This is a genomic window from Lawsonibacter faecis (assembly GCF_014287675.1).
Classification (GTDB): Bacteria; Bacillota; Clostridia; order Oscillospirales; family Oscillospiraceae; genus Pseudoflavonifractor; species Pseudoflavonifractor faecis.
This window is the reverse complement of record NZ_JACOPQ010000005.1, coordinates 245,167-259,174: the sequence shown is the minus strand read 5'-3', so window position 1 is coordinate 259,174 and position 14,008 is coordinate 245,167. Positions and strand designations below refer to the sequence as shown.

Here is a 14,008-nt window from a genome sequence, read left to right as displayed (position 1 = left end):
GTCGACAAACTGCCCGCCCGTCTTTAAAAGGCGGGCGAGTGTTCCCCACAAGGGGACACGTCAATGTGCTGCACATCCCAAACCTTTTAAGGAGGAAGTATACACATGGCTAATGCACACAAGTACGTCTACCTGTTTTCCGAGGGCAACGGCTCCATGAAGGAACTGCTGGGCGGCAAGGGCGCCAATCTGGCCGAGATGAGCAATCTGGGCATGCCCGTGCCCCAGGGCTTCACCGTCAGCACCGAGGCCTGCACCCAGTACTACAACGACGGCCGCGCCATCAACGCCGACATCCAGGCCGAGATCATGGAGTACCTGACCAAGCTGGAGGAGATCACCGGCAAGAAGTTCGGCGATCCCAAGAACCCCCTGCTGGTCTCCGTCCGCTCCGGCGCCCGGGCCTCCATGCCCGGCATGATGGACACCATTTTGAACCTGGGCCTGAACGACACCGTGGTGGAGGGCTTTGCGGAGATCACCAACAACCCCCGCTTTGCTTACGACTCCTACCGCCGCTTTATCCAGATGTTCTCCGACGTGGTCATGGAGCTCTCCAAGAAGCGTTTTGAGGAGATCATCGACGCCAAGAAGGCCGAGCGGGGCATCAAGCTGGACACCGAGATGACCACCGAGGATCTGAAGGACCTGGTGATCCGCTTCAAGAAGTTTTATAAGGATGAGAAGGGCGTGGACTTCCCCACCGACCCCAAGACCCAGCTCATGGAGGCCGTTAAGGCCGTGTTCCGCTCCTGGGACAATCCCCGCGCCAACGTCTACCGCCGCATGAACGAGATCCCCTACGACTGGGGCACCGCCGTCAACGTCCAGTCCATGGTCTTCGGCAACTCCGGCGACAATTCCGGCACCGGCGTGGCGTTTACCCGCAACCCCGCCACCGGTGAGAAGGCCCTCTTCGGCGAGTACCTCATCAACGCCCAGGGCGAGGACGTGGTCGCCGGCGTGCGCACTCCCTCCCCCATCTCCAAGCTCCACGAGGAGATGCCCGAGGTGTACGACCAGTTTGCCGCAATCGCCACCAAGCTGGAGCAGCACTATAAGGACATGCAGGACATGGAGTTCACCATTGAGAACGGCAAGCTCTACATGCTCCAGACCCGCAACGGCAAGCGAACCGCCGCCGCCGCCCTGAAGGTGGCCGTGGACCTGGTGGACGAGGGTATGATCTCCGAGAAGGAGGCCGTCCTGCGCGTGGAGCCCAAGCAGCTGGACTCTCTGCTCCATCCCCAGTTCGACCCCGCCGCCCTGAAGAAGGCCGAGGTCATCGGCAAGGGCCTGGCCGCCTCCCCCGGCGCCGCCTGCGGCAAGGTGGTCTTCACCGCCGAGGACGCCAAGGCCTGGCATGAGCGGGGCGAGAAGGTCGTCTTGGTCCGCCTGGAGACCTCTCCCGAGGATATCGAGGGCATGCAGGTCGCCCAGGGCATCCTGACCGTCCGCGGCGGCATGACCTCCCACGCCGCCGTCGTGGCCCGCGGCATGGGCACCTGCTGCGTCTCCGGCTGCGGCGACATCGTGGTGGACTATGCCGCCAAGAAGTTCTCCCTCTCCGGCAAGGACTACCATGAGGGCGACTTTATCTCCATCGACGGCTCCACCGGCAACATCTACGGCGAGGCCATCGCCACCGTGCCCGCCGACGTGGGCAGCGGCGACTTCGGCCGCCTGATGGCCTGGGCCGACGAGTACCGTCAGCTGGAGGTCTACACCAACGCCGACACCCCCAAGGACGCCGCCCAGGGCCGCTCCTTCGGCGCCCAGGGCATCGGCCTGTGCCGCACCGAGCATATGTTCTTCGAGGGCGAGCGCATCAAGGCCATGCGCGAGATGATCGTGGCCGACAATGTGGATGACCGCAAGAAGGCCCTTGCCAAGATTATGCCCTATCAGCAGGGCGACTTCGAGGGGCTCTATGAGGCCATGGAGGGCCACCCTGTGGTCATCCGTTTCCTCGATCCCCCGCTGCATGAGTTCCTGCCCACCAAGGAGGAGGACATCAAGGAGATCGCCGGCGAGATCGGCGTCACCGTGGAGAAGCTGAAGAACGTCATCGAGTCCCTCCACGAGTTCAACCCCATGATGGGCCACCGCGGCTGCCGCCTGGCAGTCTCCTACCCCGAGATCGCCGAGATGCAGACCACCGCTGTCATCAACGCCGCCATCGCCGTCACCAAGCGCGGCAGGTACAGCATTGAGCCCAATATCATGATCCCCCTGGTGGGCGAGGTGAAGGAGCTCAAATACGTCAAGGACGTGGTCACCGCCACCGCCGATAAGATCATCGCCGAGTCCGGCGTCTCCATGAAGTACCAGGTCGGCACCATGATCGAGATCCCCCGCGCCGCCCTGACCGCCGACGAGATCGCCAAGGAGGCCGAGTTCTTCTCCTTCGGCACCAACGACCTGACTCAGATGACCTTTGGCTTCTCCCGCGACGACGCCGGGAAGTTCCTGGACTATTACTACGAGAAGAAGATCTACGAGTCCGACCCCTTCGCCCATCTGGATCAGACCGGCGTGGGCAAGCTGGTGGAGATGGCCGTCACCCTGGGCCGCAAGACCCGGCCCGAGATCCATCTGGGCATCTGCGGCGAGCACGGCGGAGACCCCTCCAGCGTGGAGTTCTGCCACAAGGTGGGCCTGGACTATGTGTCCTGCTCCCCCTTCCGTGTGCCCATTGCCCGCCTGGCCGCCGCTCAGGCCGCCATTAAGAACCCCCGCTAACCGGCACTGAATCAAATAGGCCGCCCCCGGTTCCGGCAGGAGCCGGGGGCGGCTATTCCATAGAGAGAAGGTGAATCCACGGGACAGATTATGAAGCGCTTCTCCGACGGCTCCTTTCTGGAATACGACGAGGGGAGCTTTGACCGCTGGTGCGTCTACCTGACCCGGCCGGGCGGCCCCACAAAGCTGGCGGTAAAGGACGCCCAGTATTTCAAAGCGCTGCGCCGGGACAGCGCCCTCTTCGGCGCCGATAGGCTGTACGCCGATTTCGTCACGGTCTACGACATGGTGGATGAGACCTTCCGGGAGCCGGACATGGAGCGCATCACTGCGCTGACCCAAAAGTACGGGGAGCGGGACCCCGACAAAGCCGTGGATTTGGATATTATTTTTTCCATCCTCTATATGGGCATGGTGGCCGAGGAGCGGAAAGAGCACGCCGTTTTGAAAAAGCGGGTGAAACGGCTGGGTGTTTATCAGGTGCTGATGTTGGGCATGGACCCGGAGGAGGCCGCCGGATTCTCCAGGGGCAAGCCCTGGCGGGAGCTGAATGAGCTCTGCGCTCAGTACGGCTTCGGCCTGGAGAGATAGCAAGACAGCCCGCCGATAGGCGGGCTGTCTTGCTGTTTATCCCTCTCTGTCATTCCTGGGCGCCGCCGGGCGGTGAGAGGGGCGCCCGCATGGCCCGGAGAAACTGGAGGAGAAACCCCAGCCCCGCCCCCATGAGAGAGGCGCCGAGCCCGGCGTAAAAGGTCCCCAGCCAGAGAGGCGGAACGAGACGGGAGGAGCGCAGGAGGATGCCGAAGGTCATCATAAAGGCCATGAGGAGGTAGCTCTTTTTGTCAAAGAAATATAGGACCATCACCCGCCGCGCCTCATAGGCAAGAATCCGGGCGGTGTGCTTCGTGACAAGCCGCCGGAAAATTGCCAGGAAGAAAATCAGGAAAACCGCCAGGGCACAGAGGAGGGGGAGCAGGGGACTTCCCCAGTGGGAAGCCATGTCCGGCGCGCCCAGACGAAAAATATTGACGCCCGCTGCCAGCCACACCAGGCCGGCAGCCAGCAGAAGGCCCCGTGGGGGCACCGTCGGCAGCTTCCCGCCGACGGTGCGGAAAAAGGCCGTTAACCGCTCCATGCGCATTCAGCCCTTCCGGTTTCCGCGGTACTCGGAGAAGCCCATCCACACCACCCATACATAGGCCAGGGTCTTGGGTATCATCAGCATCCCAATGAGGGGGATGGCGTCGGCAAAGAGGACCACGGGGATATAGAACCCAAAGGAGAGGACGATGGCGAGCCACATCCAGCGGAACGCAGAATCTCCGGTCCGTCTGGCCTCCTGAAAGAAGAGCACAATGATAATCAGGCCCATGACGGCAAAGGGGATGTTGCGCAGCACGCCCCAGAACAGGGGCTGGCGATAGCTGAGCCAGGCGTTCTGGGGGAAGAGACAGAGAATAATGCGGGCGGCGGCCAACAGGTATACGGCGGCCGTCAGGCCGGTTCTGCCCGCGACACGGTAGCGCCGGCGCCAGATATGGTAGAGAAGCACGTAGAAGAGCGTCATGGTGATGGAGGTGATGAATTTTCCCACGCCCAGGGCTGCGGCGTGGGCTTCCAGTCCGGTGGTGCAGAGGGCGAAGGCCCGGGGAACCAGATGGAACGCGTCGCCGCAGCCCAGAAGCACCGCCATCAGGCCGAAGAGGGTAAACTGCCTGTTCACTCCGGCCCCGCGGAGCATCAGAACGCCCAGTGTGATAACGGTGCAGAGGTATACCGCGTCAAAAATTGTTTCAACCATTGCCTGTGCCATAAAATCAATCTCCTTTTCAATATGAACTATGTTCAGTTAAAGGGAAAAGGGATTCCGCCCCGCCGCCCCTTCCTATGGACAAGATATCGTACCGGCAAGATTCTTCCAATAAAGCCTCTCGCCTGTCCGGCACCTCGCCCGGATAAAGACACGCCTGGCGGATTACCCGTTTCTGCTGTAATGCGGGAGCGTGGGCGCTATACCTTGTATGAAAAAGATCAGCACGGCCAATCGGCGGGCCTTTTTCCGCCCGGACGGCCCAGTTTTTCCTTGAAATCCGTCGGGATTCCTGCAAAGGAACTGCTTGCCCGGACGAAAAAAACCCACGCCGCTGGGCATATCGCCATGTATCAGACAAGGCCTAAAGCAGCGCCTCCAGAATCTGCTGAAAGTAGGTGCAGTCACTATCGCCCCGGCGGAGCAGGAGGAGCAGATTGCGAAAGACGAAGTCCACGAAGGCGCTCCGGCCTTCCGCATCCGCCAGCAGGGGGGAGGCGGAGGGGCAGCCCTCCAGCGCGTGGAGCAGACCGCGCTTAATGTGCTCAAAGCATTTTTCCTCCAGCGCCCGGCCCTTCTGCCGCTCGTCGGCCCCCAGGGCGGCGATCTGGGACAGCCACCCGGACTGAAACGCGGACAAATTCCGGCGCAGCTCGCTGTAAAGCCGCCCGACGTAGGCGGGAAAGGGCTCCCCAGGACCGGGTACGCAGGACTCCATATGGGCGGCCTGGCGCCAGAAGTCCTCTATCACCGCGGCGATGAGGTCCGCCTTGGTGGGGAAGTAGTTGTAGATGGACCCCACCGCAACGCCGCATTTGGACGCCACGGCACGGATATTCACCTGTGAGAGTCCCTGGCCGTAGGCAATCTCCTTGGCGGCGGCCAGGAGCTGCTCGCGGCTGGTGACGGTTCGGTTCATACGTCGCCCTCCAATCTGAACAATGTTCATTATAGCGCTATTAAAATTTTTGTCAAGGGGGTAGCGGCAGAAAAAGCCGGTGCAGGACGCGCCAGTCTGCACCGCTCCGAAACCTGGACGGCCAATGTCAGTAAATCACTCAGAATCGCTTTACGGAGGAGATATTATGAATCGGGAAAAAACTTCGCTGGATGTTCTGTATGAGTCGTGCACGCCGTTTGATGAGGGAGAGATCGCCAAGACCCAGGCCTACCGCAAGCTTCTCGCGCGGATCGCGGATTTGGAGGTTCAGCTCGCCCAGTGTGTGGATCCCGCGCAGGTGGATTTTGACGAATATCAGGACTGCACCTCCTGCGATATTGAGTGCGAGCGGCGGCATTACTTTATGCAGGGCTTCCGTATGGGGTACGAGGCGGGCAGGGGGGAGATCCACAGCCTCCTGGAGAACACAGAACTTCCGGGGATATGAGGGGTTTTTTCTGGCTTTCCGCATGGACCGCCGCCGGCGAAGGGCGCACGGTGTCCGCCGGGGCAGGGCTGAATGGATGGCGCGGAGAGGGGCGCGGGCGGCAAAACTGCCGCCCGCGCCCTTTTGCCGCCCAAGAAGGTGAAAACGTCACATAATTCTGTTATGTGACTGAAAACGGCTGATTTCAAGACCTTTTGCTCTTTACAGCTTTTCTTTCTATGTGGTATAATAGTTTTAAAATTTTATGTCATCATTTTTAAAACTATGAGAGGAGCGCGCCATGGAAGAAATTGCGGAACTCAAACGCCGTCTGGCCGAAGAACGGCCCCAGGCGTGGGACGCCTTTCCCGATATTGGCCTGTACATGGACCAGATCATCTCCTATATGCCCCGCCAGCTCATCCACTTCGACGAGGGGGAGAGCCTCACATCAGCCATGGTGAACAATTACATTAAGGACGGTATGCTCCCCCGGGCCGAGGGCAAGCGCTACCACCGCACCCACCTGGCTTACCTCACCGCTATCTGCGCGCTGAAGCAGGTTCTCTCCGTGAAGGATGCCAGCAGCCTCATCGCCGCAGGCACCAGCGTCCCGGACAAGGACGCTGAGGCCCTCTACGCCCACTTCTGCCGTGAGCTGGACGCGGCGCTCAACGAGACCGCCCAGAGCCTCGCTGAGGACGTGGGGGAGGAGGAACTGCCCAGGCTGGCCCTGGCCCTCGCCCTGCGCAGCTATGCGGACAAGCTGGCCTGCCAGCGGGTGCTGGAGATTCTCCAGGAGCGCCGCCCCCTGCTGGAGAAGAGTAAGGAAAAGACCAAGAAATGCCCCAAGAGCGAAAACGAATAGAAATATTCGGATAAAATAATACCGTGCGTTGTGGACAAAAACCCGGCGCATGACCAATGGAGGTTCCACATGAGCGAATTTGTCATCGTCACCGACTCGTCCGCCGACCTGCCCGCAGCCCTGGTGAAGGAGCTTGGGGTGGAGGTCCTGCCCCTCTCCTTTACGCTCCAGGGCATCACCCGCCACAACTATCCCGACGACAGGGAGATGGACCCCAAGGAGTTTTACAGGGTGCTCCGCGCCGGTGAGATGGCCACCACCGCCGCCGTCAACGTGGCGGACTACACCGATCTCATCGACCCCATCCTTGCCGCGGGGAAGGATGTGCTGGTCCTTGCTTTCTCCTCCGGCCTCTCCGCCACCTACCAGTCCTCCACCATGGCCGTGGCCGAGCTGCGTGAGAAGTACCCGGAGCGAAAGATCTTCACCGTGGACACCCTCTGCGCCTCTCTGGGTCAGGGCCTCCTGATCTGGCACGCCGCGGAGCAGAAGAAGGCGGGCAAGAGCATTGAGGAGGTCCGGGACTGGACCGAGCAGAACAAGCTTCACCTCTGCCACTGGTTCACCGTGGACGACCTCCACTTCCTCAAGCGGGGCGGCCGGGTCAGCGCCGCCACCGCCGTTCTGGGCTCCATGCTCCATATCAAGCCCGTGCTCCATGTGGATGACGAGGGCCATCTCATCAACGTGGGCAAGGCCCGGGGCCGCGCCGCCTCCCTCACCGCCCTGGTGGACCATATGGAGGAGACCGCCATCGATCCCGGCAGCCAGATTGTCTTCATCAGCCACGGCGACTGCCTGGCGGAGGCCGAGCAGGTGGCCGCCGATGTGAAGAAGCGCTTTGGTGTGAAAAAGGTCGTCATCAACAACGTGGGCCCCGTCATCGGCGCCCACTCCGGCCCCGGCACCATGGCGCTGTTTTTCCTGGGGACAAAGCGGTAAAACTGTGATACAATCATACCGCCCCGCCTGAATGGGCGGGGCGGTACCTCTATCCTGAAAGGAACATTCAATATGGACGATAAATGGCTGGAAGTATCCATCGACACCACCGATGCCGGGCTGGACGAGCTGTCCGCCTATCTCACCCGCTTCGATACGGGCGGCCTGGTGATCGAGGGCGAGGCGGAGTTTCAGGCCTTTCTGGAACAGAACCGGCAGTACTGGGACTACGTGGACGAGGACCTGCTGGAGCGGATGCGGGGCGTGGCCCGGGTGAAGTTCTATGTCACCGACGACTCCAACGGGCACGGGAAGCTGGCGCAGATTACCGATGGTCTTGAGGCGTTCCGTACACGGGCTAAGGCCCCCGGCACCCTGCAGGTGCGCACAGCCTCCCTCTGTGAGGAGGACTGGGCCAACAACTGGAAGCAGTACTACAAGCCCCTCAGCGTGGGAGAGCGGCTTTACATCGTCCCCGAGTGGGAAAAGGAAAGCGGGGAGGTTCCGGCGGGCCGCACCGCCCTCTACCTGAACCCCGGCCTGATTTTCGGCACCGGGTCCCACGCCTCCACCCAGCTCTGCCTGGAGGGCGTGGAGGCGTGCACCAGGCCCGGCGACGCCGTGCTGGATCTGGGCTGCGGCAGCGGTATCCTCTCCATCGCCGCCCTCCGCCTGGGCGGCGTGTCCGCCGTGGGGGTGGACATCGACCCCAAGGCCGTGGGCGTGGCCTACGAGAACGCAGGGATGAACGGCATCGGCCGGGACAGATACACCGTCCGGGCCGGGGACGTGCTGTCCGACAAGGCCCTGGCCGCAGAGCTGGCCGAGCGGAGATATGAGCTGGTCCTGGCCAATATTGTGGCTGACGTCATCATCCCCCTCTCCGCCCAGGTGCCCGGCCTGCTGGCTGAGGGCGGCACCTTTATCTGCTCCGGCATCATCGACAGCCGGGCCGACGAGGTCCGAGCCGCCATCGAGAGCCGGGGACTGTCCGTCGTGGAGAAGAAAGAGAAAAACGGCTGGGTGGCGTTTGTGGCAAAGGGCCGGTAATCGCACGGGTCAACACAAGCGCGGCGAGTACCGCGGAGCCTGGCGGAATTGACTTCCGTCAGGCGATAAATAAAAAATGAGGGGTCCCCACAAAAGACTCGTCTTTCGTGGGGCGAAAAACGGCTGGGTGGCGTTTGTGGCAAAGGGCCGGTAATCGTATGGATAAACGCGAGCGGGGCATTGAGGAGGAAAAATACGATGCTGATTGACTTTGACAGCATGGAGGAGACCGTGATTCCCCATTTTAAAGGCGGGGAAAGGGAGCTTGCGGCCCGGATGTATATGGACGGGCGGAATAAAATTTTGCGCGGCAGACTGGTTTCCGGTGCGTCCATCGGCGGGCACACCCACGATACCAGCAGCGAAATTATCTTTGTTCTCTCCGGCACGGGCCGGGTGCTGTACGACGGCGGGGAGGAGACCGTGACAGCGGGGCAGTGTCATTACTGCCCCAAGGGCCACACCCACAGCCTCATCAACGACGGCCCGGAGGACCTGACGTTCTTTGCCGTGGTGCCCGAGCAATAATTTCTCCCGGCACATAAGAGCACCGGTAGAAAGCCGGCCGCGCTTTTGCGCGGCCGGCTTTTACTTTTAACCCTATCTGTGATAGAATAGGCCATCAATCACGAAAATAGAGCGAGGTCACGACCATGCTGAAAGCCAAAGTCATACGAATGAACCTGCCCGCCGACCGGCGCGTCCTGGCGGTGAGCGATATCCACGGCACCCCGGACTACCTCAAGGCCGTGCTGGCCAAGGCGGGCTTCTGCCGGGACGATATCCTCTTTGTCCTGGGCGATATGCTGGAGAAGGGGGAACGGAGCCTGGAGACCCTGCGCCTCCTGATGGACCTGAGCGCCACCCACACCGTCCACACCCTCTGCGGCAACTGCGACGACCTGGTGGTGGGCTTCGTGGACGGCCGGGAGGAGCTGAGCTGGGAATTCTTTGACTACTATTTGCGCCACTTTGGCCGCCGCTGCACCTTGGTGCAGATGGGGATGGAGGCGGGCCTCACCGAGGAGGCGTGCATGGACCAGGAGCGGCTGCGCGCCGCCGTCGCCGGGCCGTTCGAGCGGGAGTTTCGTTTTCTGCGGGAGCTTCCCACCATCATAGACACCCAGGATATCATCTTTGTCCACGGCGGCGTACCCTCCGCGGAGCATATGGAGGAGCTGGAGTCCTGGCGCTGCATGAAAAACGACGATTTTCTCTCCCAGGACACCCACCTGGAGAAGTGGTGCGTGGTGGGCCACTGGCCCGTCACACTCTACCGGGAGAAAATCCCCTGCGCCAACCCGCTTATCAGCCGGGAGAAGCACATTATCAGTATCGACGGCGGCTGTGCCCTCAAGCGGGACTGCCAGCTCAATCTGCTGATCATCCCCGGCGGACCCGGCGGGGACTTCTCGTTCATCTCCTATGATGACCTGCCCGCCGTCACCGCTCTGGACGGCCAGGCCGGGAGCACGGACTCCATCAATATCCGCTGGGGCAAAAACGCGCTGGAGGTTCTGGAGCGGGGAGAGGAGTTCTCACGCTGCCGCCACCTGGAGAGCGGCCGGGTGCTGGACGTGCTGACCGCCTACCTCTGGGAGGACCGGGGGGAGGTGCGCTGCGAGGACTCCACCGACTACCGCCTTCCCGTGGAGCCAGGGGACGTGCTCAAGGTGGTGGAGCGTACCTCGCGCGGCATCCTGGCCAAAAAGGACGGAGTCACCGGCTGGTATTTTGGCCGGGTACGGGATTAAAGGAGGGGCCTATGCGCCTTGGAGCCTATCAGTTTCCGGGCGGCGGAGATCTGGAGCGAAATTTTGCCCATATCCTGCGGGGTCAAAAGGCGGTCCCTCCGTCTGCTCCTGCCGCGTCCACGCGCCGCCACAGGCCGCAAGACCCTGCGTTTCGGAGCGAACCGCAAAAAATACGGAAAAGTAAGGCGGTATCCCTTGACTTTCCACTTTTTCGCTGATATACTACTAAAGCCGCTTTGAATGGGCCATAAATGAAGTAGTGGGCGTGTTTCACGCTCCGAAGCCTCTGCGACGGACCATAAAGGCTCCACTCCGCCGAAAACACCGCCAGTCTGCGCACTGGCCCGCTTTCCGGTCTGTGTGGTCCCTTTTGCCGCTGCTCCCGGCTTCTCCGCGCTTCTGCCCCCGACAGCGAGCCCGTAATGAAGGAGTGAAACAGAATGCACGCAATTATTGAGACCGGCGGCAAGCAGTTCAAGGTGGCCGAGGGCGATACCCTCTTCATCGAGAAGCTGCCCGTGGAGGCCGGCGACAACGTGACCTTCGACAAGGTCCTCGCCATCCTGGACGGCGACAAGGCCACTTTCGGCGCTCCCGTCGTGGACGGCGCCAAGGTTGAGGCCAGCGTCGTGAAGAACGGCAAGGGCAAGAAGATCCGCATCTTCAAGTATAACCCCAAGAAGGGCTACCGGAAGCGTCAGGGTCACCGTCAGCCGTACACCAAAGTGACCATCGGCAAGATCTCCGTGTAATGACGACCGTTGCGTTCCATATGGACGCGGGCCGCATTGTGGGCTTCACCGTGAAGGGACACAGCGGTTACGCGGAAGAGGGCAGCGACATCGTCTGCGCCGCCGTTACCAGCGCCGTCCGGCTCTGCGAGTGCACCGTCAACGACGTGCTCGGGCTGGAGGCCTCGGTCAGGGTGAAGGGCGATACCATCTCCCTCAAGCTCCCCGGCGCTCTGGGCCAGACCAATGAGAGCACCTGTCAGGCGCTTCTGACGGCGCTTATGGTCTATTTTGCCGAACTCCACGAGGAGTACCCCGAAAATATCATCGTTGTGGAGGAGGATTGAATCCTCTCCACTCAAACTTATTGCACACTGTTTGGAGGTGTACGACAATGCTGAAAATCGGTCTTCAGTTCTTCGCCCACAAGAAGGGTGTCGGCTCCACCCGCAACGGCCGCGACTCCGAGTCCAAGCGCCTTGGCGTGAAGCGTGGCGACGGCCAGTTCGTCCTGGCCGGCAATATTCTGGTCCGTCAGCGCGGGACCCATATTCATCCCGGCGTTAACGTGGGCAAGGGCAGCGACGATACCCTGTTCGCCCTCAAGGACGGCAAGGTCAAGTTCGAGCGGCTCGGCAAGGACCGCAAGCAGGTCTCTATTGTGGAGATCGCGCAGTAAGCCAATTTATTGGTTATACTAAAGGCCTCGGACGGAAACCCGTTCGGGGCCTTTTCTTTCCATGCGGTCTGATGCCAAGTGAAGCGGCGGAGCGCATGAATGCGCTCCCTACAGGAATGTGGGCTGTAGGGAGCGGATTCATCCGCTCCGCACGGCTCAATTGTAGGGGCGGCCATTGCCCGCCCATGTACCCAGGAGGTAAAAATGCCTAATTTTATTGATACAGCCAGAATCACCGTCAAATCCGGCGCGGGCGGCAACGGCGTGGTCTCGTTCCACCGGGAGAAGTACGTGGCCGCCGGCGGCCCGGACGGCGGCGACGGCGGCCGCGGCGGCGACGTGATCATCAGGGTGGACCGCCACATGTCCACCCTGATGGACTTTCGCTACAAGCGTAAATACGTGGCTGAGAACGGCGCGGACGGTCAGGGCAAGCGCTGCTCCGGCCGGGACGGTCAGCCCCTGGTCATCAAGGTGCCTCTGGGCACCGTGGTCCGGGATGCCGAGACGAGGGAGATCATCTGCGATATGTCCGGGGACGAGCCTTTCGTCCTCTGCCGGGGCGGCAACGGCGGCTGGGGCAACAAGCATTTCGCCACGCCCACCCGCCAGGTGCCACGCTTTGCTAAGGCAGGCCTGCCCGGCCAGGAGCGCTCTGTGTTGCTGGAGCTGAAGCTCCTGGCCGACGTGGGCCTGGTGGGCTTCCCCAACGTGGGCAAATCCACCCTGCTGAGCGTGGTGTCCAAGGCCCAGCCCAAAATCGCCAACTACCACTTCACCACGCTCTACCCCAACCTGGGCGTGGTTTATGTGGAGGAGGGCGTCTCCTTCGTCCTGGCCGACATCCCCGGCATTATCGAGGGGGCCAGCGAGGGCGTGGGCCTGGGCCACGACTTCCTGCGCCATGTGGACCGCTGCCGCCTGCTGATCCATGTGGTGGATGTCTCCGGCAGCGAGGGCCGGGACCCGGTGGCAGACTTCGAGGCCATCAACGAGGAGCTGAAGCAGTACTCACCCGAGCTGGCCTCCCGGCCCATGCTGGTGGCGGGCAACAAGGTGGATATCGCTGAGGACCGCACCCTGGTGGAAACCCTTAAGGCCCATGTGGAGGCCGAGGGGATGCCCTTTTTCGAGCTCTCCGCCGCGGCCCATCTGGGCACCCGTGAACTGATGCTCGCCGCCGCCGGAAAGCTGCGGGAGCTGCCCCCCGTCACGGTCTACGAGCCCACCTACGTCCAGCGCCCCCCACAGGTGGACACCTCCGAGCCCCTCACCATCACCCACGAGGACGACGTCTGGATTGTGGAGGGACCCTGGCTCCAGAAGACCATGGCCAACGTCAATTTTGGGGATTACGAGTCCCGCAACTGGTTTGACAGGATGCTTCGGGAGTCCGGCCTCTTCGACCAGCTGGAGGAGATGGGCATTCAGGACGGGGATACCGTCTCTCTCTACAATCTGGAATTTGAGTATCAAAAATAAGCCAAAGCGCCGCCGGCTCTCACCGGCGGCGCTTTTTGCCGCCCCGGAAACTATGTTTGTGCAACAATTCCTTCCGCTGCGGGGTATTATGGTCAGAGAGACGAAAGAGGGTGAGGAATCATGCAGGAATCGGCTGACTGGGTGGTGGATACCTATGCCGCCATGGTGTACAGGCTCGCCGTCGCACAGATGCACTCGCGCAGCGACGCGGACGACGTGTTCCAGGAGGTGTTTTTGCGCTATGCACGCAAGGCCCCGGCGTTTGAGAGTGAGGAGCACCGCAGGGCCTGGCTGCTCCGGGTGACCGTCAACTGCTGCCGAAAGGCGCACACATCCCCCTGGAGAAAGCGCACTGAACCGCTGTCGGAGACAATGCCTTACAGTCAGCCGGACGGCGACAGCGGTTTCTTCGAGCTGCTCCGCCTGCTCCCGGCAAAGTACCGGGCGGTCATTCACCTCTTCTATTACGAGGGGTATTCCGCCCAGGAGATAGGCGCCATGCTCCGCCGCAAGCCCGCCACGGTGCGCAGCCAGTTGGCCAGGGGCAGGGATATTCTGCGCAGACAATTGGAGGATTGAAAGG

Annotated in this window: 16 protein-coding genes; 13 read left to right on the top strand and 3 right to left on the bottom strand. The window is 61.7% G+C overall.

Annotated elements, in window-relative coordinates; genetic code table 11:
• The first annotated feature begins 105 nt into the window (after nucleotides 1-105).
• Nucleotides 106-2,742: a pyruvate, phosphate dikinase gene (ppdK, locus tag H8S62_RS08585; RefSeq protein WP_155151365.1), complete on the top strand. Its 2,637-nt coding sequence runs from the start codon at nucleotides 106-108 to the stop codon at nucleotides 2,740-2,742.
• 90 nt (nucleotides 2,743-2,832) lie between these two features.
• Nucleotides 2,833-3,333 (top strand): DUF7004 family protein, encoded by a 501-nt coding sequence (locus H8S62_RS08580; RefSeq protein WP_155151369.1) that lies wholly within the window; start codon nucleotides 2,833-2,835, stop codon nucleotides 3,331-3,333.
• 49 nt (nucleotides 3,334-3,382) lie between these two features.
• On the opposite strand, the gene H8S62_RS08575 is transcribed toward H8S62_RS08580, so the two are convergent.
• The 3 genes from H8S62_RS08575 to H8S62_RS08565 all read right to left on the bottom strand — a co-directional run bounded on the left by H8S62_RS08575 (nucleotide 3,383) and on the right by H8S62_RS08565 (nucleotide 5,471).
• Nucleotides 3,383-3,877 (bottom strand): hypothetical protein, encoded by a 495-nt coding sequence (locus tag H8S62_RS08575; protein ID WP_243255508.1) that lies wholly within the window; start codon nucleotides 3,875-3,877, stop codon nucleotides 3,383-3,385.
• Between the two features lie 6 nt (nucleotides 3,878-3,883).
• Nucleotides 3,884-4,555: a hypothetical protein gene (locus H8S62_RS08570; RefSeq protein WP_155151372.1), complete on the bottom strand. Its 672-nt coding sequence runs from the start codon at nucleotides 4,553-4,555 to the stop codon at nucleotides 3,884-3,886.
• Nucleotides 4,556-4,916: 361 nt separating this feature from the next.
• Nucleotides 4,917-5,471 (bottom strand): TetR/AcrR family transcriptional regulator, encoded by a 555-nt coding sequence (locus H8S62_RS08565; RefSeq protein ID WP_173023499.1) that lies wholly within the window; start codon nucleotides 5,469-5,471, stop codon nucleotides 4,917-4,919.
• Between the two features lie 166 nt (nucleotides 5,472-5,637).
• On the opposite strand from H8S62_RS08565, the gene H8S62_RS08560 reads away from it, so the two are divergent.
• From H8S62_RS08560 to H8S62_RS08510, 11 genes are all read left to right on the top strand, one after another.
• Complete coding sequence (locus tag H8S62_RS08560) at nucleotides 5,638-5,940, top strand: DUF6809 family protein (RefSeq protein WP_155151378.1); 303 nt, start codon at nucleotides 5,638-5,640, stop codon at nucleotides 5,938-5,940.
• 280 nt (nucleotides 5,941-6,220) lie between these two features.
• Entirely contained in the window at nucleotides 6,221-6,787 is a 567-nt protein-coding gene (locus H8S62_RS08555; RefSeq protein ID WP_155151381.1) for a DUF1836 domain-containing protein, read from the top strand.
• A 69-nt stretch (nucleotides 6,788-6,856) separates the two neighbouring features.
• Nucleotides 6,857-7,729 (top strand): DegV family protein, encoded by an 873-nt coding sequence (locus H8S62_RS08550; RefSeq protein ID WP_155151383.1) that lies wholly within the window; start codon nucleotides 6,857-6,859, stop codon nucleotides 7,727-7,729.
• A gap of 72 nt (nucleotides 7,730-7,801) precedes the next feature.
• A complete protein-coding gene (prmA, locus tag H8S62_RS08545) occupies nucleotides 7,802-8,779 on the top strand; it encodes a 50S ribosomal protein L11 methyltransferase (RefSeq protein WP_186919024.1) in 978 nt (325 codons plus the stop codon).
• 198 nt (nucleotides 8,780-8,977) lie between these two features.
• Nucleotides 8,978-9,307 (top strand): cupin domain-containing protein, encoded by a 330-nt coding sequence (locus H8S62_RS08540; protein WP_186919023.1) that lies wholly within the window; start codon nucleotides 8,978-8,980, stop codon nucleotides 9,305-9,307.
• A 125-nt stretch (nucleotides 9,308-9,432) separates the two neighbouring features.
• Complete coding sequence (locus tag H8S62_RS08535; RefSeq protein WP_186919022.1) at nucleotides 9,433-10,533, top strand: metallophosphoesterase family protein; 1,101 nt, start codon at nucleotides 9,433-9,435, stop codon at nucleotides 10,531-10,533.
• Between the two features lie 440 nt (nucleotides 10,534-10,973).
• The gene (gene rplU / locus H8S62_RS08530; protein ID WP_155151400.1) at nucleotides 10,974-11,285 is read left to right on the top strand and encodes a 50S ribosomal protein L21; all 312 of its coding nucleotides are present in this window, start codon (nucleotides 10,974-10,976) and stop codon (nucleotides 11,283-11,285) included.
• Nucleotides 11,285-11,611 carry a ribosomal-processing cysteine protease Prp gene (locus H8S62_RS08525; RefSeq protein ID WP_186919021.1) on the top strand — a complete coding sequence of 109 codons (327 nt, stop codon included), beginning with the start codon at nucleotides 11,285-11,287 and terminating at the stop codon, nucleotides 11,609-11,611. The genes rplU and H8S62_RS08525 overlap by 1 nt, the downstream gene beginning before the upstream one ends.
• Before the next feature lie 47 nt (nucleotides 11,612-11,658).
• Nucleotides 11,659-11,943: a 50S ribosomal protein L27 gene (gene rpmA, locus H8S62_RS08520; protein ID WP_101692346.1), complete on the top strand. Its 285-nt coding sequence runs from the start codon at nucleotides 11,659-11,661 to the stop codon at nucleotides 11,941-11,943.
• Between the two features lie 204 nt (nucleotides 11,944-12,147).
• Nucleotides 12,148-13,425, top strand: coding sequence for a GTPase ObgE (gene obgE / locus H8S62_RS08515; RefSeq protein WP_186919020.1), 1,278 nt, complete (start codon nucleotides 12,148-12,150; stop codon nucleotides 13,423-13,425).
• Between the two features lie 120 nt (nucleotides 13,426-13,545).
• Nucleotides 13,546-14,004: an RNA polymerase sigma factor gene (locus tag H8S62_RS08510; protein ID WP_155151410.1), complete on the top strand. Its 459-nt coding sequence runs from the start codon at nucleotides 13,546-13,548 to the stop codon at nucleotides 14,002-14,004.
• Nucleotides 14,005-14,008 lie beyond the last annotated feature (4 nt).

Bases quoted from the DNA above. Each gene is read 5' to 3' on its own strand.
- H8S62_RS08570 (WP_155151372.1), bottom strand. From the start codon at position 4,555: ATGGCACAGGCAATGGTTGAAACAATTTTTGACGCGGTATACCTCTGC.
- H8S62_RS08540 (WP_186919023.1), top strand. From the start codon at position 8,978: ATGCTGATTGACTTTGACAGCATGGAGGAGACCGTGATTCCCCATTTT.
- H8S62_RS08555 (WP_155151381.1), top strand. From the start codon at position 6,221: ATGGAAGAAATTGCGGAACTCAAACGCCGTCTGGCCGAAGAACGGCCC.
- H8S62_RS08580 (WP_155151369.1), top strand. From the start codon at position 2,833: ATGAAGCGCTTCTCCGACGGCTCCTTTCTGGAATACGACGAGGGGAGC.
- H8S62_RS08560 (WP_155151378.1), top strand. From the start codon at position 5,638: ATGAATCGGGAAAAAACTTCGCTGGATGTTCTGTATGAGTCGTGCACG.
- obgE (WP_186919020.1), top strand. From the start codon at position 12,148: ATGCCTAATTTTATTGATACAGCCAGAATCACCGTCAAATCCGGCGCG.
- H8S62_RS08565 (WP_173023499.1), bottom strand. From the start codon at position 5,471: ATGAACCGAACCGTCACCAGCCGCGAGCAGCTCCTGGCCGCCGCCAAG.
- H8S62_RS08535 (WP_186919022.1), top strand. From the start codon at position 9,433: ATGCTGAAAGCCAAAGTCATACGAATGAACCTGCCCGCCGACCGGCGC.
- H8S62_RS08575 (WP_243255508.1), bottom strand. From the start codon at position 3,877: ATGGAGCGGTTAACGGCCTTTTTCCGCACCGTCGGCGGGAAGCTGCCG.
- prmA (WP_186919024.1), top strand. From the start codon at position 7,802: ATGGACGATAAATGGCTGGAAGTATCCATCGACACCACCGATGCCGGG.
- H8S62_RS08550 (WP_155151383.1), top strand. From the start codon at position 6,857: ATGAGCGAATTTGTCATCGTCACCGACTCGTCCGCCGACCTGCCCGCA.
- ppdK (WP_155151365.1), top strand. From the start codon at position 106: ATGGCTAATGCACACAAGTACGTCTACCTGTTTTCCGAGGGCAACGGC.
- H8S62_RS08510 (WP_155151410.1), top strand. From the start codon at position 13,546: ATGCAGGAATCGGCTGACTGGGTGGTGGATACCTATGCCGCCATGGTG.
- rplU (WP_155151400.1), top strand. From the start codon at position 10,974: ATGCACGCAATTATTGAGACCGGCGGCAAGCAGTTCAAGGTGGCCGAG.
- H8S62_RS08525 (WP_186919021.1), top strand. From the start codon at position 11,285: ATGACGACCGTTGCGTTCCATATGGACGCGGGCCGCATTGTGGGCTTC.
- rpmA (WP_101692346.1), top strand. From the start codon at position 11,659: ATGCTGAAAATCGGTCTTCAGTTCTTCGCCCACAAGAAGGGTGTCGGC.